Source organism: Tistrella bauzanensis (genome assembly GCF_014636235.1).
Classification (GTDB): Bacteria; Pseudomonadota; Alphaproteobacteria; order Tistrellales; family Tistrellaceae; genus Tistrella; species Tistrella bauzanensis.
The window spans coordinates 1-19,997 of sequence record NZ_BMDZ01000002.1 but is presented as its reverse complement, the minus strand read 5'-3'; the positions used below and the strand labels follow the sequence as shown (position 1 = coordinate 19,997).

The following is a 19,997-nucleotide window of genomic DNA, read 5'->3' as shown; positions in this document are numbered from 1 at the left end:
CCATGTATGTCGCGGTCAAGGGCGGCGAGGCGGCCATCGCCAATGCCCATGCCCTGCTGGCGGAAGATCGCCGGGGGGCCACCGATGTGGCGGAACTCGGCGTCGATCAGGTCACCGGCCAGTTGGGGCGCGCGGTCGACCGGGTGATGACCGAGGGCTCGGTCTACGATCCCGAACTCGCCGGCCTCGCCATCAAGCAGGCCCAGGGCGATTTGGTCGAGGCCATCTTCCTGCTGCGCGCCTATCGCACCACCCTGCCACGCTTCGGCGCCACCCGGCCGGTCGATACCGCGCGGATGGCGATCCGGCGGCGGATTTCGGCGACCTTCAAGGATCTGCCGGGCGGGCAGGTGCTGGGGTCGACCTTCGATTACACCCACCGCCTGCTCGACTTCTCGTTGCTGGCCGGCGGTGGCGCACCGGAGCCGGTGGTGCCGGCCGCGGCGGCGCTCGACGACGCCATGCCGCGCGTGACCGAAATTCTGAACCATGAAGGGCTGATCGAACAGGATCTGCCCGAAGATCCGACCATCGCCGAGGCCGATCTGCCGCCGGTGCCGGACCTGACGCGCGAGCCGTTGGACTTCCCGGCCGACCGGGCGCTGCGCTTGCAGAATCTGGCGCGGGGCGATGAAGGTTTTCTGCTAGCGCTGGGCTATTCCACGCAGCGCGGCTATGCCAACAGTCACCCCTTCGCCGGCGAGATCCGCATCGGTGCGGTTGCGGTCGAGATGGTGCCCGAGGAGCTGGGCTTTCCGGTCGAGATCGGCGACATCACCCTGACCGAATGCCAGATGATCAACCAGTTCCATGGCAATGGTGAGGTGCTGGCGCAATTCACCCGCGGCTATGGTATCGGCTTCGGTCAGGTGGAACGCAAGACCATGGCCATGGCGCTGGTCGACCGCGCCATGCGCGCCGAGGAACTGGGCGAGGCGGTACGGGGGCCGGCGCAGGATCCGGAATTCGTGCTGTATCACAGCGACAATGTCGAAGCCTCTGGTTTTGTTCAGCATCTGAAGCTGCCGCATTATGTCGACTTCCAGTCGGAGCTCGACATGGTCCGCCGGCTGCGCCGGGCCCATGCCGAACGCCGGACGGCTTGCGAAGACGACAGCAGCAACAGGGACGCCGCAGAATGACCGCGATCCTGCAGGACCGGCCGGCCACCGATGCCGCCGCCGATACCGGCTATAACTTTGCGTATCTGGACGAACAGACCAAGCGGATGATCCGCCGCGCCATCCTGAAGGCGGTGGCGATACCCGGCTATCAGGTGCCGTTCGCCAGCCGTGAGATGCCGCTGCCTTATGGCTGGGGCACCGGTGGCATCCAGGTGACCGCCGCCATCCTCGGTCAAGACGACGTGCTGAAGGTGATCGATCAGGGGGCCGACGATACCACCAATGCGGTGTCGATCCGGCGGTTCTTCGCCCGCACCGCAGGCGTCGCCACCACCGAGCACACCGCCGACGCCACCATCATCCAGACCCGCCATCGTGTGCCCGAGGCCCCGCTGACCGACAGCCAGATCCTGGTCTATCAGGTGCCGATCCCCGAGCCGCTGCGCTGGCTGGAGCCGCGCGAGACCGAGACCCGGCGGATGCATGCGCTGGCCGAATACGGCGCCATGCATGTGAAGCTGTACGAGGATATCGCCCGCCACGGCCGCATCGCCACCACCTATGACTATCCGGTGATGGTGGCGGGGCGGCATCTGGCGCGGCCGTCGCCGATCCCCAAATTCGACAATCCCAAGCTCGACGACGCGCCGTTCCTGCAATTGTTCGGCGCCGGGCGCGAGAAGCGGATCTATGCCATCCCGCCGCACACCACGGTACGCAGCCTCGATTTCGACGATCATCCGTTCGCGGTCGAGGGCTGGGACCGGCCATGCGCCCTGTGCGGTGCCACCGACAGCTATCTGGACGAAGTCGTGATCGATGATGCCGGCGGGCGGATGTATGTCTGCTCCGACACCGATTACTGTGGCGGCCGGCGCGCCGAGGGTCATGAAGGCCCGGCGTTCTCGCCGGAGCCGGCCATCGATCGGGAGACGGAAGAATGACCGTCATGCAGCGGCCAGCCGCTCAACCATCTGCCGCCGGATCGCCGGATCTCCCCTTGCTGGAGGTCAGCGGGCTGACCAAGACCTATGGCGGTGCCGTCGGCTGCACCGGCATCGATTTCCGGATGTGGCCGGGCGAGGTGCTGGGCATCGTCGGCGAAAGCGGCTCGGGCAAGACCACGCTTCTGGGCCTGTTGTCGGGCAGTCTGGTGGCCGATAGCGGCCAGGCGCTCTATAGCGACCGTGGCGGCCGGGTCCATGACCTGGTGACCATGGGCGAGGCGGAACGCCGGCGGCTGTCGCGTGAGGAATGGGGCGTGGTCCATCAGAACCCGCGCGACGGCCTCAGGCTCGATGTGTCGGCGGGCGCCAATGTCGGCGAGCCGCTGATGGCCACTGGTGCCCGCCATTACGGTCGGATCCGCGACCGCGCGCTCGACTGGCTGACCCGGGTGGAGATCGATGCCGGGCGCATCGACGATCTGCCCAGGACCTTCTCGGGCGGCATGCAGCAGCGTTTGCAGATCGCCCGCAATCTGGTGATCGGCCCGCGGCTGGTGTTCATGGACGAGCCGACCGGCGGGCTCGACGTCTCAGTGCAGGCACGGCTGCTGGATCTGATCCGCGAACTGAATGCCGGGCTCGGATTGTCGGTGATGATCGTCACCCATGACCTTGCCGTCGCACGGCTTCTGGCCGACCGGCTGATGGTGATGCGTCGCGGCCGGGTGGTGGAGCAGGGGTTGACCGACCAGATTCTCGATGATCCGCAGCATCCCTATACCCAGCTGCTGGTGTCGTCGGTGCTTCAGGTCTGAGGGGATGCGGAACATGACTGCGAACGACTGGAGCCTGAAGGCCGAAGGCATCGCCAAGACCTTCGTGCTGCACACCCAGGGCGGCACCCGCCTGCCGGTGCTGGCCGATATCGATCTTGAGGTGGCGCCGGGCGACTGCGTGGTGCTGGACGGTCCATCCGGCACCGGCAAGAGCACGCTGCTGAAGACGCTGTATGCGAACTATCTGGTCGATCGCGGCCGGGTTCTGGTGCGCCATGACGGCCGGGTGGTCGACATGTGCCGGGCGGAACCGCGCGAGATCCTCGACGTCCGGCGTCATACCATGGGCTATGTCAGTCAGTTCCTGCGGGTGATCCCGCGGGTGCCGACGCTGAAGATCGTGGCCGAACCCCTGCGCCGGCGCGGGGTTGATGCGGCCACCGCCGATGCCCGCGCCGCCGACCTGCTGGCGCGGCTGAACCTGCCCGAGCGGTTGTGGCATCTGCCGCCGGCGACGTTTTCCGGTGGTGAGCAGCAGCGGGTCAACATCGCCCGTGGTCTGGCGGCCGGTCATCCGGTGTTGCTGCTCGACGAGCCGACCGCCTCGCTCGATGCCGCCAATGTCGATGCCGCCTGCGGATTGATCGAGACCGCCCGTGACAATGGCGCCGCGATCGTGGCCATCTTTCACGACCGGGCGGTGCGCGACCGGCTCGCCACCCGACAGATTTCCCTGACGCCCGCGGGAGTTGCGGCATGACATTCGAAACCGTTCTCACCAATGCCCGCGTGGTCACTCCCGATGCCGTGCTGCCCGCCGGCACCGTGGTCATCGCCGATGGCCGGATCATCGAGCTGTCGGACGGTGTCTCGGCGGTGCCGGGGGCGCAGGATCTGGCGGGCGATCTGCTGATCCCCGGCCTGATCGAGCTGCACACCGACAATCTGGAACGGCATTTCGCGCCGCGTCCGGGGGTGCGCTGGCCGGCGCTGCCGGCGGTGCGTGCCCATGACGTGGAACTGGCCGCGGCCGGCATCACCACGGTGTTCGATGCGGTCACCATCGGCGATCTGAAACAGGGTAATCGCGGCCGCGATCTGGCCGATATGATCAATGCGGTGGCCGATGCGAAGGCACGCGGCCTGCTTCGGATCGATCACCGGCTGCATCTGCGCTGCGAGATCGCGCATGAGCGGATGCAGGCCCTGGTCGAACCGCTGATCGATCATCCGCTGACCGCGATGCTGTCGATCATGGACCACACCCCGGGCCAGCGGCAGTTCGTGAACGAGGACAAGTACCGCGAATATTATATGGGTAAGCACGGGGTGCGCGCCGACGAGATCGACGCGCTGATCGCCGGGCAGAAGCGCATGCAGATGGAATACGGCCCCGCCAACCGCGCCTTCGTGGTGGCGGAGGCCCGGGCGCGGGGCTATGCGCTGGCGTCCCACGACGATGCGACCCCGGCCCATGTCGCCGAGGCTGAGGCCGATGGCTGTTCTGTCGCCGAATTCCCGACCACCATCGATGCCGCGCGGGCATCGCGTGATGCGGGTATGGCGGTGCTGATGGGCGCGCCCAATTTCGTGCGCGGCGGGTCGCATTCGGGCAATGTTTCGGCGCGGGAACTGGCCGATGCGGGGCTGCTCGACGTGCTGTCATCGGATTACGTGCCGGCCAGCATGCTGCATGCGGCGCTGATGCTGGGCGCGGTGGGGGGCATCGGTCTTGCCGCCGCGATCCGCACCGTCACCGACCGACCGGCGCGGGCGGTGGGGCTGGACGATCGCGGCCGGATCGCCGCAGGTGCCCGTGCCGATCTGGTGCGGCTGTCGGTTGTGGACGAGCATGTGCCGGTGGTGCGCGCGGTGTGGCGCGCGGCCGAAAGGGTGTTGTAGTCCTATGACCACCAGCACGTCACCGGCCGTTGATGGCCTGCTCTGCCTGATCGTCGGCCCCTCCGGGGCCGGCAAGGACACGCTGATCGATCGGGCGCGGGCGGCTCTGGCCCCGGCCGGCGGCCATGTCTTCGTGCGCCGGGTGATCACCCGGCCGGCCGGCAGCGGTGGCGAGGATCATCTGGCCGAGACGCCGGACGGCTTCGCGCGGCGTGCGGCGGCCGGCGACTTCCTGCTGCACTGGCAGGCGCATGGCCTGTGGTATGGCATTCCGGCGGCCATCGCCCGCGACCGCGCGGCGGGGCGGATCGTGGTCGCCAATGTCTCCCGCGCGGTCATCGACCAGGCACGCCGGGAGGCGGCGCCGGTGCGCATCGTGGTGGTCGATGCGCCCGATGCTGTGCTGGCTGCGCGGCTGGCCGCCCGTGGCCGCGAGGATGCGGCCGACATCCAGGCCCGCCTGATGCGGGCGCGGGCCACGATGCCGGTCGGTCCGGATGTCGTGGTGGTCGACAATGGCGGCGATCTGGATCAGGCGACGGCCGCGTTCATCCGCGCGATCGGCGGCTGAATGCTCGTGGCCTCAGGCCCGGCCGCCAAGCGGATCGGGCCCGAAGCGGTTGGGACCGTGTGTGCCACGCAGGAAGCCCAGTTCCACCAGCAGCCAGATCGCGCCGATCAGCGGGATCAGGATGATTAGCTGAAACCAGCCGCTGCGGCCCCGGTCGTGGCAGCGCCGGGCGCCGATCGCGAAGGTCGGCCACAGGCAGGCGAGCGAGAACAGCGAGCCCAGCAACCCGACATTGCCGTCACCGCTATAAGTGCCGAGCACCATGTCGACCGGGATCAGCAGCAGGCTGATGACGGTGACCGGCAGCACGTAATACAGCCAATAAGGCTTGCGGTTGGTGCGGCCACTGAACGACAGGAAAAACCGCCGCCACGAGAAATCGCCGCTGACGTCGGCCGGGTCATAGACCGGGAAGATCGCCACGGCCAGATGGCCATCCGGGCTGAAATCGACCTGGAAGCCGGCGGCGGGATGGCCGTCGCTGCGCCATTCGGCGCCCGCGAATTCATAGCGGTTGCCGTCCTCACCCTCCAGGGCGCCGGTGCCGGTGCGGCTGTCGAAGCCGATGATCCTGCCACGCATTGTCTGATGCAGCTTTCGTCCGGGCGGTGGGTCGGGTCGCCGGGTGGGCGGGCCTGCATGCGACCGCGTCGACCGATGTCACGTCAGCATGTCACCCGCCGATGCCGTCTTCAACCCTGCCGGCATTCAACTGCGGATTTTGTCGTCACCCCTCGGTTGGATGGCCGAGCGGGATCTGCAGATGGAGCCTGAATGCGGCACCCGGTGCAGGCTCCACCGCGATCGCGATCCGATCGATGATCACAGACGCCCCCGTGGCACCCGCCCGGCGCGCCAGGCCGGGCAGCGCCTCTTCGACGGCCTCGGCCCCGGCCATATCGGTGAGCGGGCCGGTCAGGGTCATGTGGAAGCGGAAGGCGTCCATCACGTAAGGATAGCCCCAGCGGTCGAGCAGGGCGGTGTGGCGGGCATCCAGCCGGCCACGGGCGATCCGGCGGGCACGGTCGTCGGCCGATAATGGCCGGCGCAGATCGTCGGTGCCGGCGACGATGGCGGCGGCGAGCTCGGTCAGTGCCGATGAAGGCGAGGCCGGCACCAGCGCCAGGAAGCTGCCGATCCGCCGCACGGACAGGCCGTCATCCAGCGTCACCGGTGCCAGCGTCGCCGCCAACCGCCGGATGGCGGTGGCCAGCGCTTGAGCGTCGAGCACGTCCGCGGCCATGAACGGCGCTCTGAGTGTGGCGTGAAAGCCATAGCGCCGTGGTTCGGCGGTCAGCCGGTGAAGTGCTGCATCGTCCAGGCCCGGCACAGGCGGCCGCGCCGCCACCGGCCCGCCTTCCGCATCACGCCCCAGCCAGCTTGCGCCGAACCGGCCGAGCGGTGTTGTGACGGACGGCATGAAATAGATCGCGGCGCGGTGAAACGGTGTCATCAGGCATCACCTTGGTACGGCGGGTGGGGCGGAGGGCGGGTTTTACGGACCGCACCTTCGACATCCCGGCGCTGACATCCGGAATACCGGATGTATCTCAAGGATTTGTCTAGGAAGGCGACCGCCATGCTCCCCCTCATGCCATGGCCACCGCCCCTTCATCAATGCTTTATGGTGCCGTCACCAAAGCGTCATCGACCACGGGTAATCAGTGGGCAACGGGGCCGGATCGCCGGCCGCCGGGGGCGGAGAACGGGCAGCGCCAGGACGATGAGCGGTGCTGTCTCAGGGGCAGATGCCCGTGTCACCTGGTGACCGCGCGATCGACCGGCCCTGATCCAGACTTTCGGAGGGCAGATCGGCAATGACCGATGCGGCAAGCGGACCCGCCATCAAGGTGGCGCGCCTGACCAAGACCTTTCGTGGCCACCGCGCACTTGATGCGGTGAGCTTCGAGATCGGCCGGGGTGAGATGGTGGCCCTGATCGGGGCGTCCGGATCGGGAAAGTCGACACTGATGCGGCATCTGTCGGGGCTGATCGCCTGCGACCGCAACGATGGCGGCGCCATCCGCGTGCTGGGCGGCAGCGTTCAGCAGAATGGCCGCATCGCCCGCGACATCCGCAGCCGTCGCGCCCGGATCGGCGTGGTGTTCCAGCAGTTCAATCTGGTCGGCCGGCTCAGCGTCATCACCAATGTCCTCACCGGCACGCTCGGCACATTGCCGCTGTGGCGGGTGATCACCGGCCGCTTCCGGCGGGTCGATCAACTGCGGGCGCTGGCGGCGCTCGACCGGGTCGGCATCGCCGAATGGGCGCATCGCCGCGCATCCACCCTGTCCGGCGGCCAGCAGCAGCGCGCGGCGATCGCCCGCGCGCTGGTCCAGCAGGCCGAGGTGATCATGGCCGACGAGCCGATCGCCTCGCTCGATCCGGAAAGCGCCAAACGGGTGATGGATACGCTGGCGCGGATCAATGCCGAGGATGGCACCACCGTGGTGGTGTCGCTGCATCAGGTCGATTACGCCCTGAAATACTGCCCGCGGGTCATCGCGCTGGCCAAGGGCCGGCTGATCTATGACGGCCCGAGCGCTGCCCTGACCACCGACCTGCTGGCCAGCCTCTATGGCACCGAGGTCGAGGATATCGGCCTGCCGGACCGCCCGGCTGCGCCGCAGCCCCTGGGCGCCGAACCGGCCGCGCTTCGCGCGCTCGCCGCATCCTGAATTTTCGAACCACCGGTCGGGAGCACATCCTCTGCGACCGCTCGCACGCGCTTGCGTCACACTCCACGGAAGGCACGCACCCATGTTCCTGAAGCGCCTGAGCCTTGCCGCCGCGGCGGCGGCGGTTGCCATCGGCACCGCCCTGCCGGCCGTTGCCGCCGACGATCTCAAGATCTCGTCGATGGACCAGATCAACTTCGGCATCATCTCGACCGAGTCGTCGCAGAACCTGCGGACGATGTGGGATCCGTTCCTGGCGGATATGAGCGCCAAGCTGGGCGTCGAGGTGAAGGCCTTCTTCGCCCCCGACTATGCCGGCATCATCCAGGGCATGCGTTTCGACAAGGTCGATGTCGCCTGGTTCGGCAACAAGTCGGCGATGGAAGCGGTCGATCGCGCCGGCGGCGAGATCTTCGCGCAGACGGTGGCCGCCGATGGCTCGCCCGGCTACTGGTCGCTGCTGATCACCCAGGCCGACCGCACCGACCTGAACAATCTCGACGACTTCCTGGCCAAGGCCAAGGATCTGACCTTCGCGAATGGCGATCCCAACTCCACCTCGGGCTTCCTGGTGCCGAGCTATTACGTCTTCGCCCAGAACAATGTCGACGCCCGCACCGCCTTCAAGCGCACGCTCAGCGCCAATCACGAGACCAACGCCCTGGCGGTCGCCAACGGCCAGGTCGATGTCGCGACCAACAACACCGAGAACCTCGCCCGCCTGGAAAAGACCTTCCCCGAGAAGGCCAAGCAGATCAAGGCGATCTGGAAGTCGCCGCTGATCCCCGCCGATCCGATCGTCTGGCGCACCAATCTGCCGGAAGATGCCAAGACCAAGATCAAGAGCTTCTTCATGACCTATGGCGTCGAAGGGCCCGAGGTCGAGAAGGAGAAGGCGGTTCTGGCCGGCCTCACCTGGGCGCCGTTCCGCGACAGCAGCAATGATCAGCTGGTCCCGATCCGCCAGCTGGAGCTGTTCCGCACCAAGGCGAAGCTCACCGCCGACGAGGGCATGGCCGCAGACGAGAAGGCGAAGAAGATCGCCGAGATCGATGCGCAGCTCGACGTGCTGAACAAGCGCGCCGCCGAGATCGAGAAGGCCGCCAAGGCCTCCTGATCCCGCCTGCGATCAGGCCGGCGGCGCCCTGGTGCCGCCGGCCTTCGTCTTGTCTGCCCCCTGATCCGTCCTTTTTCCCGAAGGTCCGACCGACCATGACCGATCTGGCCCAGCCCCGCACGCCGAGCATCACGCCGCCGCGTGACATCAAGGGCTCGCTGCTGCGTTATCTCACCTATGGCCTGCTTGCGGCCCTGCTGGTCTGGTCGTGGGACGGCGCCGAGATGCGGCCGCTCGAACTGTTCCGCGATGCCGGCAATATGCGGGAGTTCGGCGCCGACTTCTTCCCGCCGAACTTCACCGATTGGCAGTTCTATCTCAGCGAACTGCTCGTCACTATGCAGATCGCGGTCTGGGGAACGGCGCTTGCGGTGGTGTTCGCCATTCCCTTCGGCATCCTGTCGTCATCCAACGTGGCGCCGATCTGGGTCGTGCAGCCGGTGCGCCGGCTGATGGACGCGCTGCGGGCGATCAACGAGATGGTGTTCGCGATGCTGTTCGTGGTGGCGGTCGGCCTGGGGCCGTTCGCCGGGGCGATGGCATTGTTCGTCCACACCACCGGCGTTCTGGCCAAGCTGTTTTCCGAAGCGGTCGAGGCGATCGATCCGCGCCCGGTTGAAGGCATCCGCGCCACCGGCGCCGGGCCGCTGGCCGAGGTGATCTATGGCGTGATCCCGCAGGTGCTGCCGCTGTGGATCTCGTTCTCGCTGTATCGGTTCGAGTCGAATGTCCGTTCGGCCACCGTGGTCGGCATGGTCGGCGCCGGCGGTATCGGTGTGGTGTTGTGGGAGGCCATCCGTGGCTTCTATTTCGCCGAGACCTGTGCGGTGATGATCATGGTCATCGTGATGGTCAGCCTGATCGACGTCGTCTCGGGCTGGCTGCGCAAGGTCTTCATCTGACCGGGCTCGGGATCCGGCCGGCTGTGCTGCGCATCAGCGGCGCGGCTGGCCTGCGGCATCCTCGCTGCCGCCACGATAGCGGAAGGTGCCCTGGGCCGAGGCGATCAGGGCGCCGTGTTCGTCCGAGACCTCGCCCGTCACCATGAAGATCTTGCGACCGCCGCCCATCACCCGCCCGCGTGCCGTCAACTGCCGGCCGCGGGTCTGGCCGATGAAGCCGATGGTCAGCGACAGGGTGACGCAATAGCGCGCCCGCTCAGGGTCGGCGCAGTAATTGCCGGCATAGCCGCAGGCGCTGTCGAGCAGCGAGGCGATGACGCCGCCATGGGGCACGCCGGCGCGGTTCATGTGCTGGGGACCGAGCATCAGCGTCACCTCGGCATAGTCGGGCTGCCAGCGCATCAGGCGGGTGCCGATCAATCCGTTATAGGCGCCCGGCGGCTCGCCCTCGGCCAGAATGGCGGCCAGTTCCACCGCATCGGGTGATGCGGCGGGCGAGAAAATCGTCGGGCGTCCGGACATGGTCGGGCTCTGGCTCCGGTTGAGGTGTGGGCGGTGTCGTCGGGATAGGGCAGGGGGTCAGCGGCGCACCAGCGATGCCTCGATCTGCTGAGCGATGCGCACCAGCCGCGGCCCGATATCCTTCTCGATCCGCTCGCGATGCACGATGAAGCTGGGGCCGCCGCAATTGATCGCCATCAGCCCGCCGGATGGGCGGCGGACGGGCACGCCCACGGCATTGACGCCGGTGGTCCATTCACCGATCGAGGTGCAGAAGCCGCGCGCCTCGATCTCGTCGACCGCCTGTTTGATGCCGTCCTCGATCCTGGGCCAATCGGCGCCGCTGCGGCGCTGGATGTGTTCCATCAGAAAGCCGCGCTCGTTTTCCGGCAGGCCAGCCAGAAAGGCCCGGCCGATGGCGCTGGTGGCGATCGGGATGCGCGATCCCACATCCAGCCGCAGCGTCACCGCGGTGTCGGCGCGGCAGCATTCCACATAGAGCACGTTCAGCCGGTCACGGTCGCCCAGTGCCGCCGACACGCCGGAATAATCGGCGATCTCCTGCAGCATCGGCCGGGCGATCTCGCGCACCGTCAATCCGGCGAGCATGCTGTAGCCCAGGGTCAGCACCGCCGAGCCCAACCGGTATTTGCCGATCCGCTCGTTATAGGACAGATAGCCCAGCCGGGTCAGGGTATAGGTCAGGCGCGACACTGTGGGCTTGGGCAGGCCGGTGATCTCGGCCAGTTCCTGATTGCCCATCGGCTGATTGCCGACCCGGAAGGCGCGGAGCACCTCCAGCCCGCGCGCCAGCGCCGTGACGAAATTCCGATCGCGTGAGGCTTCTTCCGGGTCGAGCTCCGCGATCGGCTCGATCTCGGCACGTTTCCGCATGCCAGTCTCCCACTTTTCCTCCCCGGGGCGTCTCCGGTCGGTCGCCGGATTTATAACCCCCCGCCTGCCGCGCTGCGCGCGCCGATCTATTCGCACAGGGCCGATCTATTCGCACAGGGCCGATCTATTCGCACAGGGCCGATCTATTCGCACAGGGCCGATCTATTCGCACAGGGCCGACCTATTCGCACAGGGCCGACCTATTCGCACAGGGCCGACCTATTCGCACAGGAACGTCGCCATGGCCGTCAAATTCCGCGAATGCGCGCGCATACGGATTGCGGTTGCAGGCCAATCTGACACTGCCTAACCTCGCCGTCAATGTGATGGAATTAGGGTCCGCAGTGCGGAAATGATGCTGCGGCCACCACCGGAGTGACCTGCCATGCCCCCCGCAATGCCATCTTCCCCGTCATCGGCATCCGGTCAGACCGGCCGCCCGATCGGCATGGCCGGCGTTATCGGCACCGGATCGATGGGCCGCGGCATCGCCCAGGTTCTGGCCGAAGCCGGGGTCGTGGTGCGTCTGGCCGATGCCAATCCCGGGGCGGCCGAAGCCGCACGCGGCTTCATCGCCGACATGCTGGCACGCAAGATCGCCAAGGGCCAGTGCGACGAGGCCCATCGCGTGGCGACGCTCGACCGGCTGGTCATCGTGCGTGCCGAGCCCGAGGCCTTTGCGGGCGTCGATCTGGTGGTCGAGGCGATCGTCGAGGCGCTGGACGTCAAGCGCCGCCTGTTCAGCGGCCTGGAGCCGGCAGTCGGCCCGGATTGTATCCTTGCCTCCAATACGTCGTCGCTGTCGGTGACGGCGATCGCCGCCGGCTGTGCCGTGCCCGAACGGGTGGCCGGCTTCCATTTCTTCAACCCGGTGCCGGTGATGAAGATCGTCGAGGTGGTGGCGGGTGCCCGCACGGCCCCCTGGGTGACGGCGGCGCTGACCGCCCTTGCCGGCCGCACCGGCCATCGGGCGGCCAATGTCGCCGACAGCCCCGGCTTTCTGGTCAATCATGCCGGCCGCGGCTTCGGGGTCGAGGCGCTGCGCATCCTTCAGGACGGCGTCGCCCGACCGGTAGATATCGACCGGATCATGCGCGATGCCGCTGGCTTCAGGATGGGGCCGTTCGAGCTGTTCGATCTGGTGGGGCTCGACGTCTCGCAGCCGGTGATGGAATCGATCTACAACCAGTTCTTTCAGGAGCCGCGCTTCCGGCCGTCGCCGATCGGCCGCAACCGGATGGAGTCGGGCCTGCTGGGCCGCAAGACCGGCGCCGGGTTCTATGTCTACGAGAACGGGCGCGCGCGGATCGAGCCCGATCCGGAGCCGGACCCGCGCGCCGGTGCCGCTGTCGACGCCCCGATCTGGGTCGGCCCTGCCGCCGATCCGCGCTGGCGCGGCGAGGTGCAGACACTGGTGGCACAGGCCGGCCTTCAGGTGGATGCGGGCGCGCGGCCGCAGCCATCGAGCATCGCGCTGCTGCTGCCGCTGGGCCAGGACTGCACCGGCGCCGCGCTGGCCCATGATGTCGACCCGCGCCGGGCGATGGCGCTGGATCCGATGTTCGGTGTCGGCCGGCGGCTGACCCTGATGACCTCGCCCGCCACCGATCCGGCACTGGCCGAGGGCATGGCGGTGCGGCTGAGCACCGGCGATGTCGCGGTCACGCGTATTCGCGACAGCGTGGGCTTCGTGGCCCAACGCATCACCGCCCAGATCATCAATGTCGGCTGCGAGATTGCCCAGATGCGCATCGCGGCGCCCTGCGATATCGATCCGGCGGTGGAAATGGGGCTGGGCTATCCCACCGGGCCGCTGGCACTGGGCGACCGGCTGGGGCCGTTGCATGTGCTGACGGTGCTGGAGGGTCTGTTCGGCGCCACCGGTGATCCGCGCTACCGGCCCAGCCCGTGGTTGTCGCGTCGCGCGCGGCTGGGCCTGTCGCTCACCCACGACGAAGCCTGACATTGTACAATGCGTACTGCCGATCCCTCGTTCATTCCGCCAGCAGGAGCCATGCCCCCGATGTCCGATCAGGCCTTTATCTTCGACGGTGTGCGCAGCCCCTTCGGTCGCCAGGGCGGCGCGCTCGCCAATATCCGCCCCGATGATCTGCTGGGGCAGGTGATCCGGGCGCTGATCGCGCGCACCGGCATCGATCCGACCGCGATCGAGGATGTCATCGCCGGCTGCGCCTGTCAGGCCGGCGAGGATGCCCGCAATGTCGCCCGCCATGGCGCCCTGCTGGCGGGGCTGCCGATCGAGGTGGCCGGCCAGACCGTCAACCGGCTGTGTGGCAGCGGCATGGCGGCGGTGATCGATGCCGCGCGCGCGATCCGGCTGGGCGATGGCGACCTGATGATCGCGGGCGGGGTGGAATCGATGACCCGCGCCCCCTTCGTGGTCGCCAAATCGGAGCAGGCCTTCGGCCGTGATTTCAAGGTCTATGACAGCGCCATCGGCGCCCGGTTCCCCAACCCGAAACTGATCGCCGCCTATGGGGGCGACACCATGCCCGAGACCGCCGACAACATCGCGCGTGATCTGGGCATCGGCCGCGAGGACAGCGACATCTTCGCGGCGCGCTCGCAGGCCGGCTATGAGACGGCGCGCGTGGCCGGCTTCTATGACGACGAGATCACCGCCATTTCGGTGGATCAGGGCCGCAAGGCGCCGCCGCGTGCGGTGGCAGCCGACGAACACCCCCGGCCGGCCAGCGATCTGGCAGCGCTTGGCAAGCTGCGGCCGTTGGCGGCGGACGGTGTGGTGACGGCCGGCAATGCGTCGGGCATCAATGATGGCGCGGGCGCGCTGCTGCTGGGGACCGAAGCTGCCGGCGGGCGTTTCGGGCTGAAGCCGCGGGCGCGGATCGTCTCGGCGGCGGTGGCCGGGGTGGCGCCGCGGGTGATGGGGCTGGGGCCGGTGCCGGCGATGCAGAAGGCGCTGGCGCGCGCCGGACTGTCGCTGGACGATCTGGACGTGATCGAGATCAACGAGGCCTTCGCCACCCAGGTTCTGGGCTGCCTTAAGCAGATGGACATCGCCTTCGACGACAGGCGGGTGAACCCGAATGGCGGCGCGATCGCGACCGGCCACCCCTTGGGTGCCTCGGGCACGCGGCTGACCCTGACGGCCCTGCGCGAGTTGGAGCGGCGTGGCGGGCGCTATGCCGCCGTGTCGATGTGCATCGGCATCGGCCAGGGCATCGCGCTGATCATCGAGCGTTGCTGATCCGCGGGGCGACGGTCACCCTCTGCGGGGCGGCCGTTCACCCACAGAGCATCGTGACCCAGTCCATCGAGATCAGGGCCGCATATCGGCCCCAGCCATAGAGGGCGACGGCGAGGACCAGCCCCAGCGCACCGGCCACGGCATAGGGCAGCCAGGCCGGCGCCGGGGCATCATCGGCCGGCGCACCATCGGCACGCGGAGACCCTTCGACAGCCGGGGACATGTCCGTCCGGCGGGAGATGGCGGCGACGTGTGACGGTTGAGCACTCATGCCGGTCCCTCCGATGGCGCGCTGTGACGCGCGACGTGGTGACGCATGATCCTAACCGGTTTCGGCCGGCGGTTCATGTGGCCTTTGCTGCCGCATGAACCACCGGCCGGTCCGAAATCGGCAGGTGGATGATGGCGGCCACGGCCGACAGCCCGGCCATGGCCATCCAGACGGCATCGTAAGACCCCAGAAGGTCATAGATATAACCGCCACCCCAGGCGCCCAGAAAGGCGCCGACCTGATGGCTGAGAAACACGATGCCATAGAGGGTGGAGAGATAGCGAGGGCCGAAGATCCGCGCGACCAGACTGCTGGTGAGCGGAATGGTGCCGAGCCAGGTGAAGCCGAAACAGGCGGCAAAGGCCAGAATGACCGCCGGCGATGGCGGCAGCAGCACCACGGCCAGCACGAAAGCCGTCCGCAGCGCATAGACCACGACCAGAACGTTCCGGCTGCGATACCGGCTGCCCAGGCTGCCGATGATATAGGCGCCGGCGATGTTGCAGGCGCCGATCAGCCCCAGCGCCCAGGCGGCGACCCAGCCGGCGACGCCGACATCGCCCACATAGGCCGGCAGATGGGTGCCGATGAAGGTGATCTGGAAGCCGCAGACGCCGAAGCCCAGGCTCAACAGCCAGAAACTGCCGCTGCCTCGGGCCTCGGTCATCGCCTGCGACAGCGACACCGCGCCGGCTGGCTGAGCCGGGGAAGGGCTGCCCGCGGTGGCGGACAGACGGTCGCGGCGGCGGCTGCCGTCGAGCGCGAAGCCAAAGGCGATCATGGTGCTCGCCACCAGCGCCAGCAGCAGAATGGCATCGCGCCAGCCGAAGGCGTCGAGCATGGCATAGGCCCCGGGCACCACCGCGAACATGCCGAGCGAACCGCCGGCGGTGACCAGCGCGAAGCATTGCGGGCGGCGTGCTTCCGGCACCACCCGGCCCACGGCGCCCAGAACCACCACAAAACTGGTTCCGGCAAGGCCGATGCCGACGGCAATTCCCAATGTGACCAGCAGCCCGGTCGGATCGGCGGTCGAGGCGGCGAACACCAGACCGGCCACATAAGCGACGGTGCCGGCCACCACCACGCGCGACGGGCCGAACCGGTCGGCGATCATGCCGATGAACGGCTGGATCAGCCCGAACAACAGGTTCTGCAGCGCGATCGCAAAGCCGAAAACCTCGCGCCCGATGCCCAGTTCCTGAACCACCGGGGTCAGAAACACGCCAAAGGCCTGGCGGACGCCCATCGAGATGGTCACCACCAGTGCTGCCGCGATCAGCACCGTGCGGGCGGTATGGTCCAGCTTTGGCCTCGATGGTGTCGGCATCGTCGCCGGTGGCGATACTGGGGCGGTCGCATCACGATCACCGGCCATTGCATCCTAGCGTGTATCATTGGCTTGAATATTGCGCATAAGTTGAGGTTTCCGGAGGGAAAAATCCCCGCCACACCGCCCCTTGGGAGAGCGTCGTGGCGGGGATGAAGTCAACCATACCGGGAACACAAGGAGAGCATAATGCCGAAACAGATCATGTTTCCAATGCATAATGAACATAATGATCATTACCGGATCGACATGGATCAGCGGCCCTCGCGGGCGCTGTGACCACGGTCTGCCCCGGATTTGCCCCGGGTGATCCACAATATGCCCCTGTTCGTGATGATGGCCCGGGCGCTTCAATGGTGTTGCTGATAAAGCAGCGTGGCACAATCACCAAGGACACGGACCAATGGGCGCGATCAGGCGTGGGCGACTGGATGAGATCGATACGGTGCGGGGCCTTGCCCTGGCCACGATCTTTATCGACCACGTGCCGGGCAATCCTCTGGACCAGTTGACCATTCGCAATTTCGGTCTGTCTGACGCGACCGAGATGTTCGTGTTCCTGGCCGGTCTTGCCGCGGCTTTGGCCTATTTCCGCAAATTCACGACCGGTCAGCCGTGGACGGCCGCGGCCCGGGCCGCGAAGCGCGGCTTCGACCTTTATGTGGTGCATCTGTTCTGCATCGTGGTGGTGGCGGCAATGGTGGCGCTGACCGCCAGCCTGACGCTGAACCCCGACAAGCTGGACTGGATCAATCTGGGCGCCGTTTTCAAGGATCCGGCGCAAGCGCTGATCGGCCTGGTCGCGCTGACCCACCAGCCCGGCTATTTCAATATTCTGCCGATGTATATCTGCTTCATGCTGATGCTGCCGGTGATGATGCTGATCGCGCGTGCCAGTGTCGGCGCGATGCTGGCCGCGTCGGCGACCGTCTGGGCCATCGCCAACATCACCGGCCTGAACGCGCCACAATGGCCGAATGACGGCGGCTGGTTCTTCAATCCCCTGGCCTGGCAGTTCGTGTTCGCGATCGGCTTCACGGTCGGTGCCGGTATCATGGGCCGCGCACAGATCGTGCCCTATCGTGCCTGGATCTGGTGGCTGGCGGTGGCCTGGCTGGTGGTGTCGCTGGCGATGAAGCTGGCCGCCTTCTATCCTGAGCCCGGCATGCTGCCGATCCCGTTCTTCCTGTATGGCCAGGACAAGACCTTCGCGACCCTGCCGCGCATCCTGCACATGCTGGCCATGGTCTATGTGGTCGCCTATTCGCCGCTGGGCGCGCGGCTGCGCAGCTTCGGCGCCGGCAACCCCTTCGCGATCATGGGCCGTCAGGGTCTGCCGGTCTTCGCCACCGGCTCGGTGCTGGCCGTGGGCGCGCAGCTCATCCGCGAGCCGCTCGGTGGAGGCTGGATGCTGGATATGGTATTGGTGCTCTCCGGTCTCGTCGCACTGGTCGTTCTTGCCGGGAGCCTGGAATGGTTGAAGCGCCGTGCCGCCGCCAAGCCTGCCGTCACGCCCGCTGGCGCGCCGAAGGCCGGTCTGCCGCGCCCGGTTGCGTCACCCCAGCCCGCGACCATGCGGTCGCAGCCGGCGGCGACCCACGGCCTTGGCCCCATCGGCGCGTGATGTCCTTGATGGTTCAGTGTTATCGGCACGTGGCCGCCGCCATGCTGGTTCTGGGCATGGCGGCGGTGCCGTCTGTGACAGGCGCCGCGGCCCCGACCGCGGAGCCATCCGACGTCCGGGAACCCGAGCGACAGGAAGATGCGCGCCAGTTCGGCAACCGATTGGACGGCCAGATCGCCGGCGTTTGCCCGGTGCCGGGCGACGGCCCGCCGATCGGCGGGCCGGGCGATCGCGCGCCCTTGCCGCACACCCGCCAGCGTCTGGCCGAGGGCGGACCGCTGGTGATCCTGGCGATCGGGTCATCCTCCACCCAGGGCTATGGCGCGCCGCGGCCCGAGGCGAGCTATCCGTTCCGGTTGGAGCGCGATCTGGCGCGCCGCTACCCCGACAGCCGCATTCAGGTGATCAATGCCGGCGTCGGTGGCGAGATCGCGGCCGATCAGTTGGCGCGGCTGGACAAGCTTCTGGCCGACAACCGGCCCGATCTGGTGATCTGGCAGGCCGGCACGAATGACGCGCTGCGTGCCGTCGATCGTGTCAGGTTCGCAGGCGAGGTGCGTGACGGGCTGGCGCGCATCCGCACCCATGGCGCCGATGCGCTGCTGATGGATCTTCAGGTTTATCCCGGCGCCCGCGACCCCGAGACCTATGCGGCCTATGTGGCCCTGATGCGGCGGCTGGCCACGGAAACGGCGACGCCGCTCTATTCCCGCTTCGATCTGATGACCGCATGGGAGAATGATCGTGCCAATCCGTCGCCCGACCTGTTGTTCACCGACCGGTTCCACCTGAACACCATCGGTTATGCCTGTATCGCCCGGGCGTTGGGGTCGGCGATCGCCCGCGCGGTTGGCCAGGCATCGGCTGGTCAGGCATCGGCGTCGGCCACAGTGTCCGCGCCGGCATTGCCAGCCGGTTCCGACCAGAGGATGGCGAGGGAAGCCGCCAGATGATCGATGGCCGGACTGAGCCGGCTGGACAGGGATGATCGCAAGACCCACACCGCCAGCGACAGGTTCAGGCCCTCGACATTCAACTGACGCAGGTCGCTTGCCGCTGCGCTTTGTGCCACGCGCCGGCCGGGTACCAGCCCCAGCCCCACGCCGCGTGCGATCAACGACAGTTGGATGTCGGGGCCCAGCACCTCGGCGGCGACCTTCAACCGGCCACCCATCCGCTCCAGATGGCGCTGGATGACCATGTGATAGCCGCACCCTTCCGGGTTAAGCACCCAGCTTGCCTTCATCAGCGCCTCGACCGGCAGCGGATGGGCGGCATCGCCGCCCGTGTCGTTCAGGATCAGCCCCGCTGGTGTCGCATGGGCGGCGGCGACGATCCACACCGGCTCGGTCCCCACCCGCACCGCCTGGAGATCCTGTGGCGGCTGGTCGTCCTGGTCGATCAGCACCACGGCGGCGTCCAAGGCACCATCGCGAACCTGATCGATCAACTCGCCCGTCCAGCCGCTGCCGATCTGCAGCGCCACCATCGGAAAGGCCGTCCGCAGGTCGTCGATCGGCCGGGTGACGGCCAGATCGACCACACCATGGGCGAAGCCCAGGCGCAGCCGGCCAGCGGTGCCGCTATCGCCCGACCCCAGTGCTTTCAGGTCGTCGACGGCGTCCAGAATCCGGCGGCATTGTTCGATGGCGTCGCGCCCGGCGGCGGTCAGCACCGGTGGCTTGCTGCGGCGATCGAGCAGGACCAGGCCAAGTTCGGCTTCCAGCCGCTGGACCTGACGGGTGACCGCGGGCTGCGTCAGGTTGAGGCGCCGCGCCGCGCCATTGATCGATCCGGCCTCGGCCACCGCCAGGAATGTCGCGATTTCACTGAGCTTGATACCGAGCACTGATAGTCCTCTGGAACAAGGGGGGACACCCGTCCTGACGCGAGTCACCCCACCTGTCACGACAGGCAGGTTGGGTATTATCATCGTCCAGCGCGAAATGTGCCAAGGTAAATGCGCCAAGGCAAAAGCGACATTGGCAGGCGCGGTGGCCCGGAGCGGGCCGAATCCCAAATTCGTCACGCGCTTCTGCCGGGCCCCGCCAGGGGAATCGCATTTGAAGAATAGCCCTGGCGACCGGTGGCGAAGTGGAGTCTGTATGAGTGTTCCTGAGAGGGGGACATG

The 19,997-nt window shown here is 67.5% G+C and carries 20 protein-coding genes; 13 read left to right on the top strand and 7 right to left on the bottom strand.

The window, feature by feature from the left end; translation table 11 throughout:
* The first annotated feature begins 2 nt into the window (after positions 1-2).
* From IEW15_RS01230 to phnN, 6 genes are read left to right on the top strand one after another with little or no spacing between them, the layout of a single operon-like run.
* On the top strand, positions 3-1,142 hold the full coding sequence (locus IEW15_RS01230) for a carbon-phosphorus lyase complex subunit PhnI (RefSeq protein ID WP_188574142.1): 1,140 nt from the start codon (positions 3-5) through the stop codon (positions 1,140-1,142).
* Entirely contained in the window at positions 1,139-2,068 is a 930-nt protein-coding gene (locus tag IEW15_RS01225) for an alpha-D-ribose 1-methylphosphonate 5-phosphate C-P-lyase PhnJ (protein ID WP_188574141.1), read from the top strand. The genes IEW15_RS01230 and IEW15_RS01225 overlap by 4 nt, the downstream gene beginning before the upstream one ends.
* A 5-nt stretch (positions 2,069-2,073) precedes the next feature.
* Positions 2,074-2,886, top strand: a complete 813-nt coding sequence (gene phnK, locus IEW15_RS01220; RefSeq protein WP_188574417.1) for a phosphonate C-P lyase system protein PhnK — start codon at positions 2,074-2,076, stop codon at positions 2,884-2,886.
* Positions 2,887-2,899: 13 nt separating this feature from the next.
* Complete coding sequence (gene phnL / locus IEW15_RS01215; protein ID WP_229707730.1) at positions 2,900-3,607, top strand: phosphonate C-P lyase system protein PhnL; 708 nt, start codon at positions 2,900-2,902, stop codon at positions 3,605-3,607.
* On the top strand, positions 3,604-4,749 hold the full coding sequence (locus IEW15_RS01210) for an alpha-D-ribose 1-methylphosphonate 5-triphosphate diphosphatase (protein ID WP_188574139.1): 1,146 nt from the start codon (positions 3,604-3,606) through the stop codon (positions 4,747-4,749). Before phnL ends, IEW15_RS01210 begins: the two co-directional genes overlap by 4 nt.
* 4 nt (positions 4,750-4,753) lie before the next feature.
* The gene (phnN, locus tag IEW15_RS01205; RefSeq protein WP_188574138.1) at positions 4,754-5,320 is read left to right on the top strand and encodes a phosphonate metabolism protein/1,5-bisphosphokinase (PRPP-forming) PhnN; all 567 of its coding nucleotides are present in this window, start codon (positions 4,754-4,756) and stop codon (positions 5,318-5,320) included.
* A 12-nt stretch (positions 5,321-5,332) separates the two neighbouring features.
* Here phnN and IEW15_RS01200 read toward each other — a convergent pair whose 3' ends face one another.
* On the bottom strand, positions 5,333-5,902 hold the full coding sequence (locus IEW15_RS01200) for a DUF805 domain-containing protein (protein ID WP_188574137.1): 570 nt from the start codon (positions 5,900-5,902) through the stop codon (positions 5,333-5,335).
* 145 nt (positions 5,903-6,047) lie between these two features.
* A complete protein-coding gene (locus tag IEW15_RS01195) occupies positions 6,048-6,773 on the bottom strand; it encodes a DUF1045 domain-containing protein (RefSeq protein WP_188574136.1) in 726 nt (241 codons plus the stop codon).
* A 364-nt stretch (positions 6,774-7,137) separates the two neighbouring features.
* On the opposite strand from IEW15_RS01195, the gene phnC reads away from it, so the two are divergent.
* The 3 genes from phnC to phnE all read left to right on the top strand — a co-directional run bounded on the left by phnC (position 7,138) and on the right by phnE (position 10,017).
* On the top strand, positions 7,138-7,998 hold the full coding sequence (gene phnC / locus IEW15_RS01190; protein WP_188574135.1) for a phosphonate ABC transporter ATP-binding protein: 861 nt from the start codon (positions 7,138-7,140) through the stop codon (positions 7,996-7,998).
* Positions 7,999-8,080: 82 nt separating this feature from the next.
* Positions 8,081-9,115 (top strand): phosphonate ABC transporter substrate-binding protein, encoded by a 1,035-nt coding sequence (phnD, locus tag IEW15_RS01185; protein WP_188574134.1) that lies wholly within the window; start codon positions 8,081-8,083, stop codon positions 9,113-9,115.
* Between the two features lie 95 nt (positions 9,116-9,210).
* On the top strand, positions 9,211-10,017 hold the full coding sequence (gene phnE / locus IEW15_RS01180) for a phosphonate ABC transporter, permease protein PhnE (RefSeq protein ID WP_188574133.1): 807 nt from the start codon (positions 9,211-9,213) through the stop codon (positions 10,015-10,017).
* Positions 10,018-10,050: 33 nt separating this feature from the next.
* On the opposite strand, the gene IEW15_RS01175 is transcribed toward phnE, so the two are convergent.
* Together IEW15_RS01175 and IEW15_RS01170 are read right to left on the bottom strand one after the other, a co-directional pair.
* On the bottom strand, positions 10,051-10,539 hold the full coding sequence (locus tag IEW15_RS01175) for a PaaI family thioesterase (RefSeq protein WP_188574132.1): 489 nt from the start codon (positions 10,537-10,539) through the stop codon (positions 10,051-10,053).
* Positions 10,540-10,596: 57 nt separating this feature from the next.
* Positions 10,597-11,412 carry an IclR family transcriptional regulator gene (locus IEW15_RS01170; RefSeq protein ID WP_188574131.1) on the bottom strand — a complete coding sequence of 272 codons (816 nt, stop codon included), beginning with the start codon at positions 11,410-11,412 and terminating at the stop codon, positions 10,597-10,599.
* A 385-nt stretch (positions 11,413-11,797) separates the two neighbouring features.
* On the opposite strand from IEW15_RS01170, the gene IEW15_RS01165 reads away from it, so the two are divergent.
* Positions 11,798-13,375 (top strand): 3-hydroxyacyl-CoA dehydrogenase, encoded by a 1,578-nt coding sequence (locus tag IEW15_RS01165; protein ID WP_229707729.1) that lies wholly within the window; start codon positions 11,798-11,800, stop codon positions 13,373-13,375.
* 60 nt (positions 13,376-13,435) lie between these two features.
* Positions 13,436-14,641: a 3-oxoadipyl-CoA thiolase gene (locus tag IEW15_RS01160; protein WP_188574130.1), complete on the top strand. Its 1,206-nt coding sequence runs from the start codon at positions 13,436-13,438 to the stop codon at positions 14,639-14,641.
* Between the two features lie 37 nt (positions 14,642-14,678).
* On the opposite strand, the gene IEW15_RS01155 is transcribed toward IEW15_RS01160, so the two are convergent.
* Both IEW15_RS01155 and IEW15_RS01150 read right to left on the bottom strand, forming a co-directional pair.
* A complete protein-coding gene (locus IEW15_RS01155; protein WP_188574129.1) occupies positions 14,679-14,864 on the bottom strand; it encodes a hypothetical protein in 186 nt (61 codons plus the stop codon).
* Between the two features lie 121 nt (positions 14,865-14,985).
* Positions 14,986-16,242, bottom strand: a complete 1,257-nt coding sequence (locus tag IEW15_RS01150) for an MFS transporter (protein ID WP_188574128.1) — start codon at positions 16,240-16,242, stop codon at positions 14,986-14,988.
* A 403-nt stretch (positions 16,243-16,645) separates the two neighbouring features.
* Here IEW15_RS01150 and IEW15_RS01145 point away from each other — a divergent pair, with 403 nt between their 5' ends.
* A complete protein-coding gene (locus IEW15_RS01145) occupies positions 16,646-17,866 on the top strand; it encodes an OpgC family protein (protein WP_188574127.1) in 1,221 nt (406 codons plus the stop codon).
* Between the two features lie 8 nt (positions 17,867-17,874).
* Complete coding sequence (locus IEW15_RS01140) at positions 17,875-18,819, top strand: SGNH/GDSL hydrolase family protein (RefSeq protein ID WP_188574126.1); 945 nt, start codon at positions 17,875-17,877, stop codon at positions 18,817-18,819.
* Here the strand turns inward: IEW15_RS01140 and IEW15_RS01135 are convergent.
* Positions 18,735-19,715 (bottom strand): LysR family transcriptional regulator, encoded by a 981-nt coding sequence (locus tag IEW15_RS01135; protein WP_188574125.1) that lies wholly within the window; start codon positions 19,713-19,715, stop codon positions 18,735-18,737. The genes IEW15_RS01140 and IEW15_RS01135 overlap by 85 nt on opposite strands.
* Positions 19,716-19,997 lie beyond the last annotated feature (282 nt).

What these genes read in the sequence shown, in the direction of transcription:
- IEW15_RS01150 (WP_188574128.1), bottom strand. Translation starts at nt 16,242, where the DNA reads ATGCCGACACCATCGAGGCCAAAGCTGGACCATACCGCCCGCACGGTG.
- IEW15_RS01195 (WP_188574136.1), bottom strand. Translation starts at nt 6,773, where the DNA reads ATGACACCGTTTCACCGCGCCGCGATCTATTTCATGCCGTCCGTCACA.
- phnC (WP_188574135.1), top strand. Translation starts at nt 7,138, where the DNA reads ATGACCGATGCGGCAAGCGGACCCGCCATCAAGGTGGCGCGCCTGACC.
- IEW15_RS01140 (WP_188574126.1), top strand. Translation starts at nt 17,875, where the DNA reads ATGGTTCAGTGTTATCGGCACGTGGCCGCCGCCATGCTGGTTCTGGGC.
- phnL (WP_229707730.1), top strand. Translation starts at nt 2,900, where the DNA reads ATGACTGCGAACGACTGGAGCCTGAAGGCCGAAGGCATCGCCAAGACC.
- phnE (WP_188574133.1), top strand. Translation starts at nt 9,211, where the DNA reads ATGACCGATCTGGCCCAGCCCCGCACGCCGAGCATCACGCCGCCGCGT.
- IEW15_RS01225 (WP_188574141.1), top strand. Translation starts at nt 1,139, where the DNA reads ATGACCGCGATCCTGCAGGACCGGCCGGCCACCGATGCCGCCGCCGAT.
- phnK (WP_188574417.1), top strand. Translation starts at nt 2,074, where the DNA reads ATGCAGCGGCCAGCCGCTCAACCATCTGCCGCCGGATCGCCGGATCTC.
- IEW15_RS01145 (WP_188574127.1), top strand. Translation starts at nt 16,646, where the DNA reads ATGGGCGCGATCAGGCGTGGGCGACTGGATGAGATCGATACGGTGCGG.
- IEW15_RS01230 (WP_188574142.1), top strand. Translation starts at nt 3, where the DNA reads ATGTATGTCGCGGTCAAGGGCGGCGAGGCGGCCATCGCCAATGCCCAT.
- IEW15_RS01175 (WP_188574132.1), bottom strand. Translation starts at nt 10,539, where the DNA reads ATGTCCGGACGCCCGACGATTTTCTCGCCCGCCGCATCACCCGATGCG.
- IEW15_RS01170 (WP_188574131.1), bottom strand. Translation starts at nt 11,412, where the DNA reads ATGCGGAAACGTGCCGAGATCGAGCCGATCGCGGAGCTCGACCCGGAA.
- IEW15_RS01200 (WP_188574137.1), bottom strand. Translation starts at nt 5,902, where the DNA reads ATGCGTGGCAGGATCATCGGCTTCGACAGCCGCACCGGCACCGGCGCC.
- IEW15_RS01210 (WP_188574139.1), top strand. Translation starts at nt 3,604, where the DNA reads ATGACATTCGAAACCGTTCTCACCAATGCCCGCGTGGTCACTCCCGAT.
- phnD (WP_188574134.1), top strand. Translation starts at nt 8,081, where the DNA reads ATGTTCCTGAAGCGCCTGAGCCTTGCCGCCGCGGCGGCGGCGGTTGCC.
- IEW15_RS01160 (WP_188574130.1), top strand. Translation starts at nt 13,436, where the DNA reads ATGTCCGATCAGGCCTTTATCTTCGACGGTGTGCGCAGCCCCTTCGGT.
- IEW15_RS01155 (WP_188574129.1), bottom strand. Translation starts at nt 14,864, where the DNA reads ATGTCCCCGGCTGTCGAAGGGTCTCCGCGTGCCGATGGTGCGCCGGCC.
- IEW15_RS01165 (WP_229707729.1), top strand. Translation starts at nt 11,798, where the DNA reads ATGCCCCCCGCAATGCCATCTTCCCCGTCATCGGCATCCGGTCAGACC.
- phnN (WP_188574138.1), top strand. Translation starts at nt 4,754, where the DNA reads ATGACCACCAGCACGTCACCGGCCGTTGATGGCCTGCTCTGCCTGATC.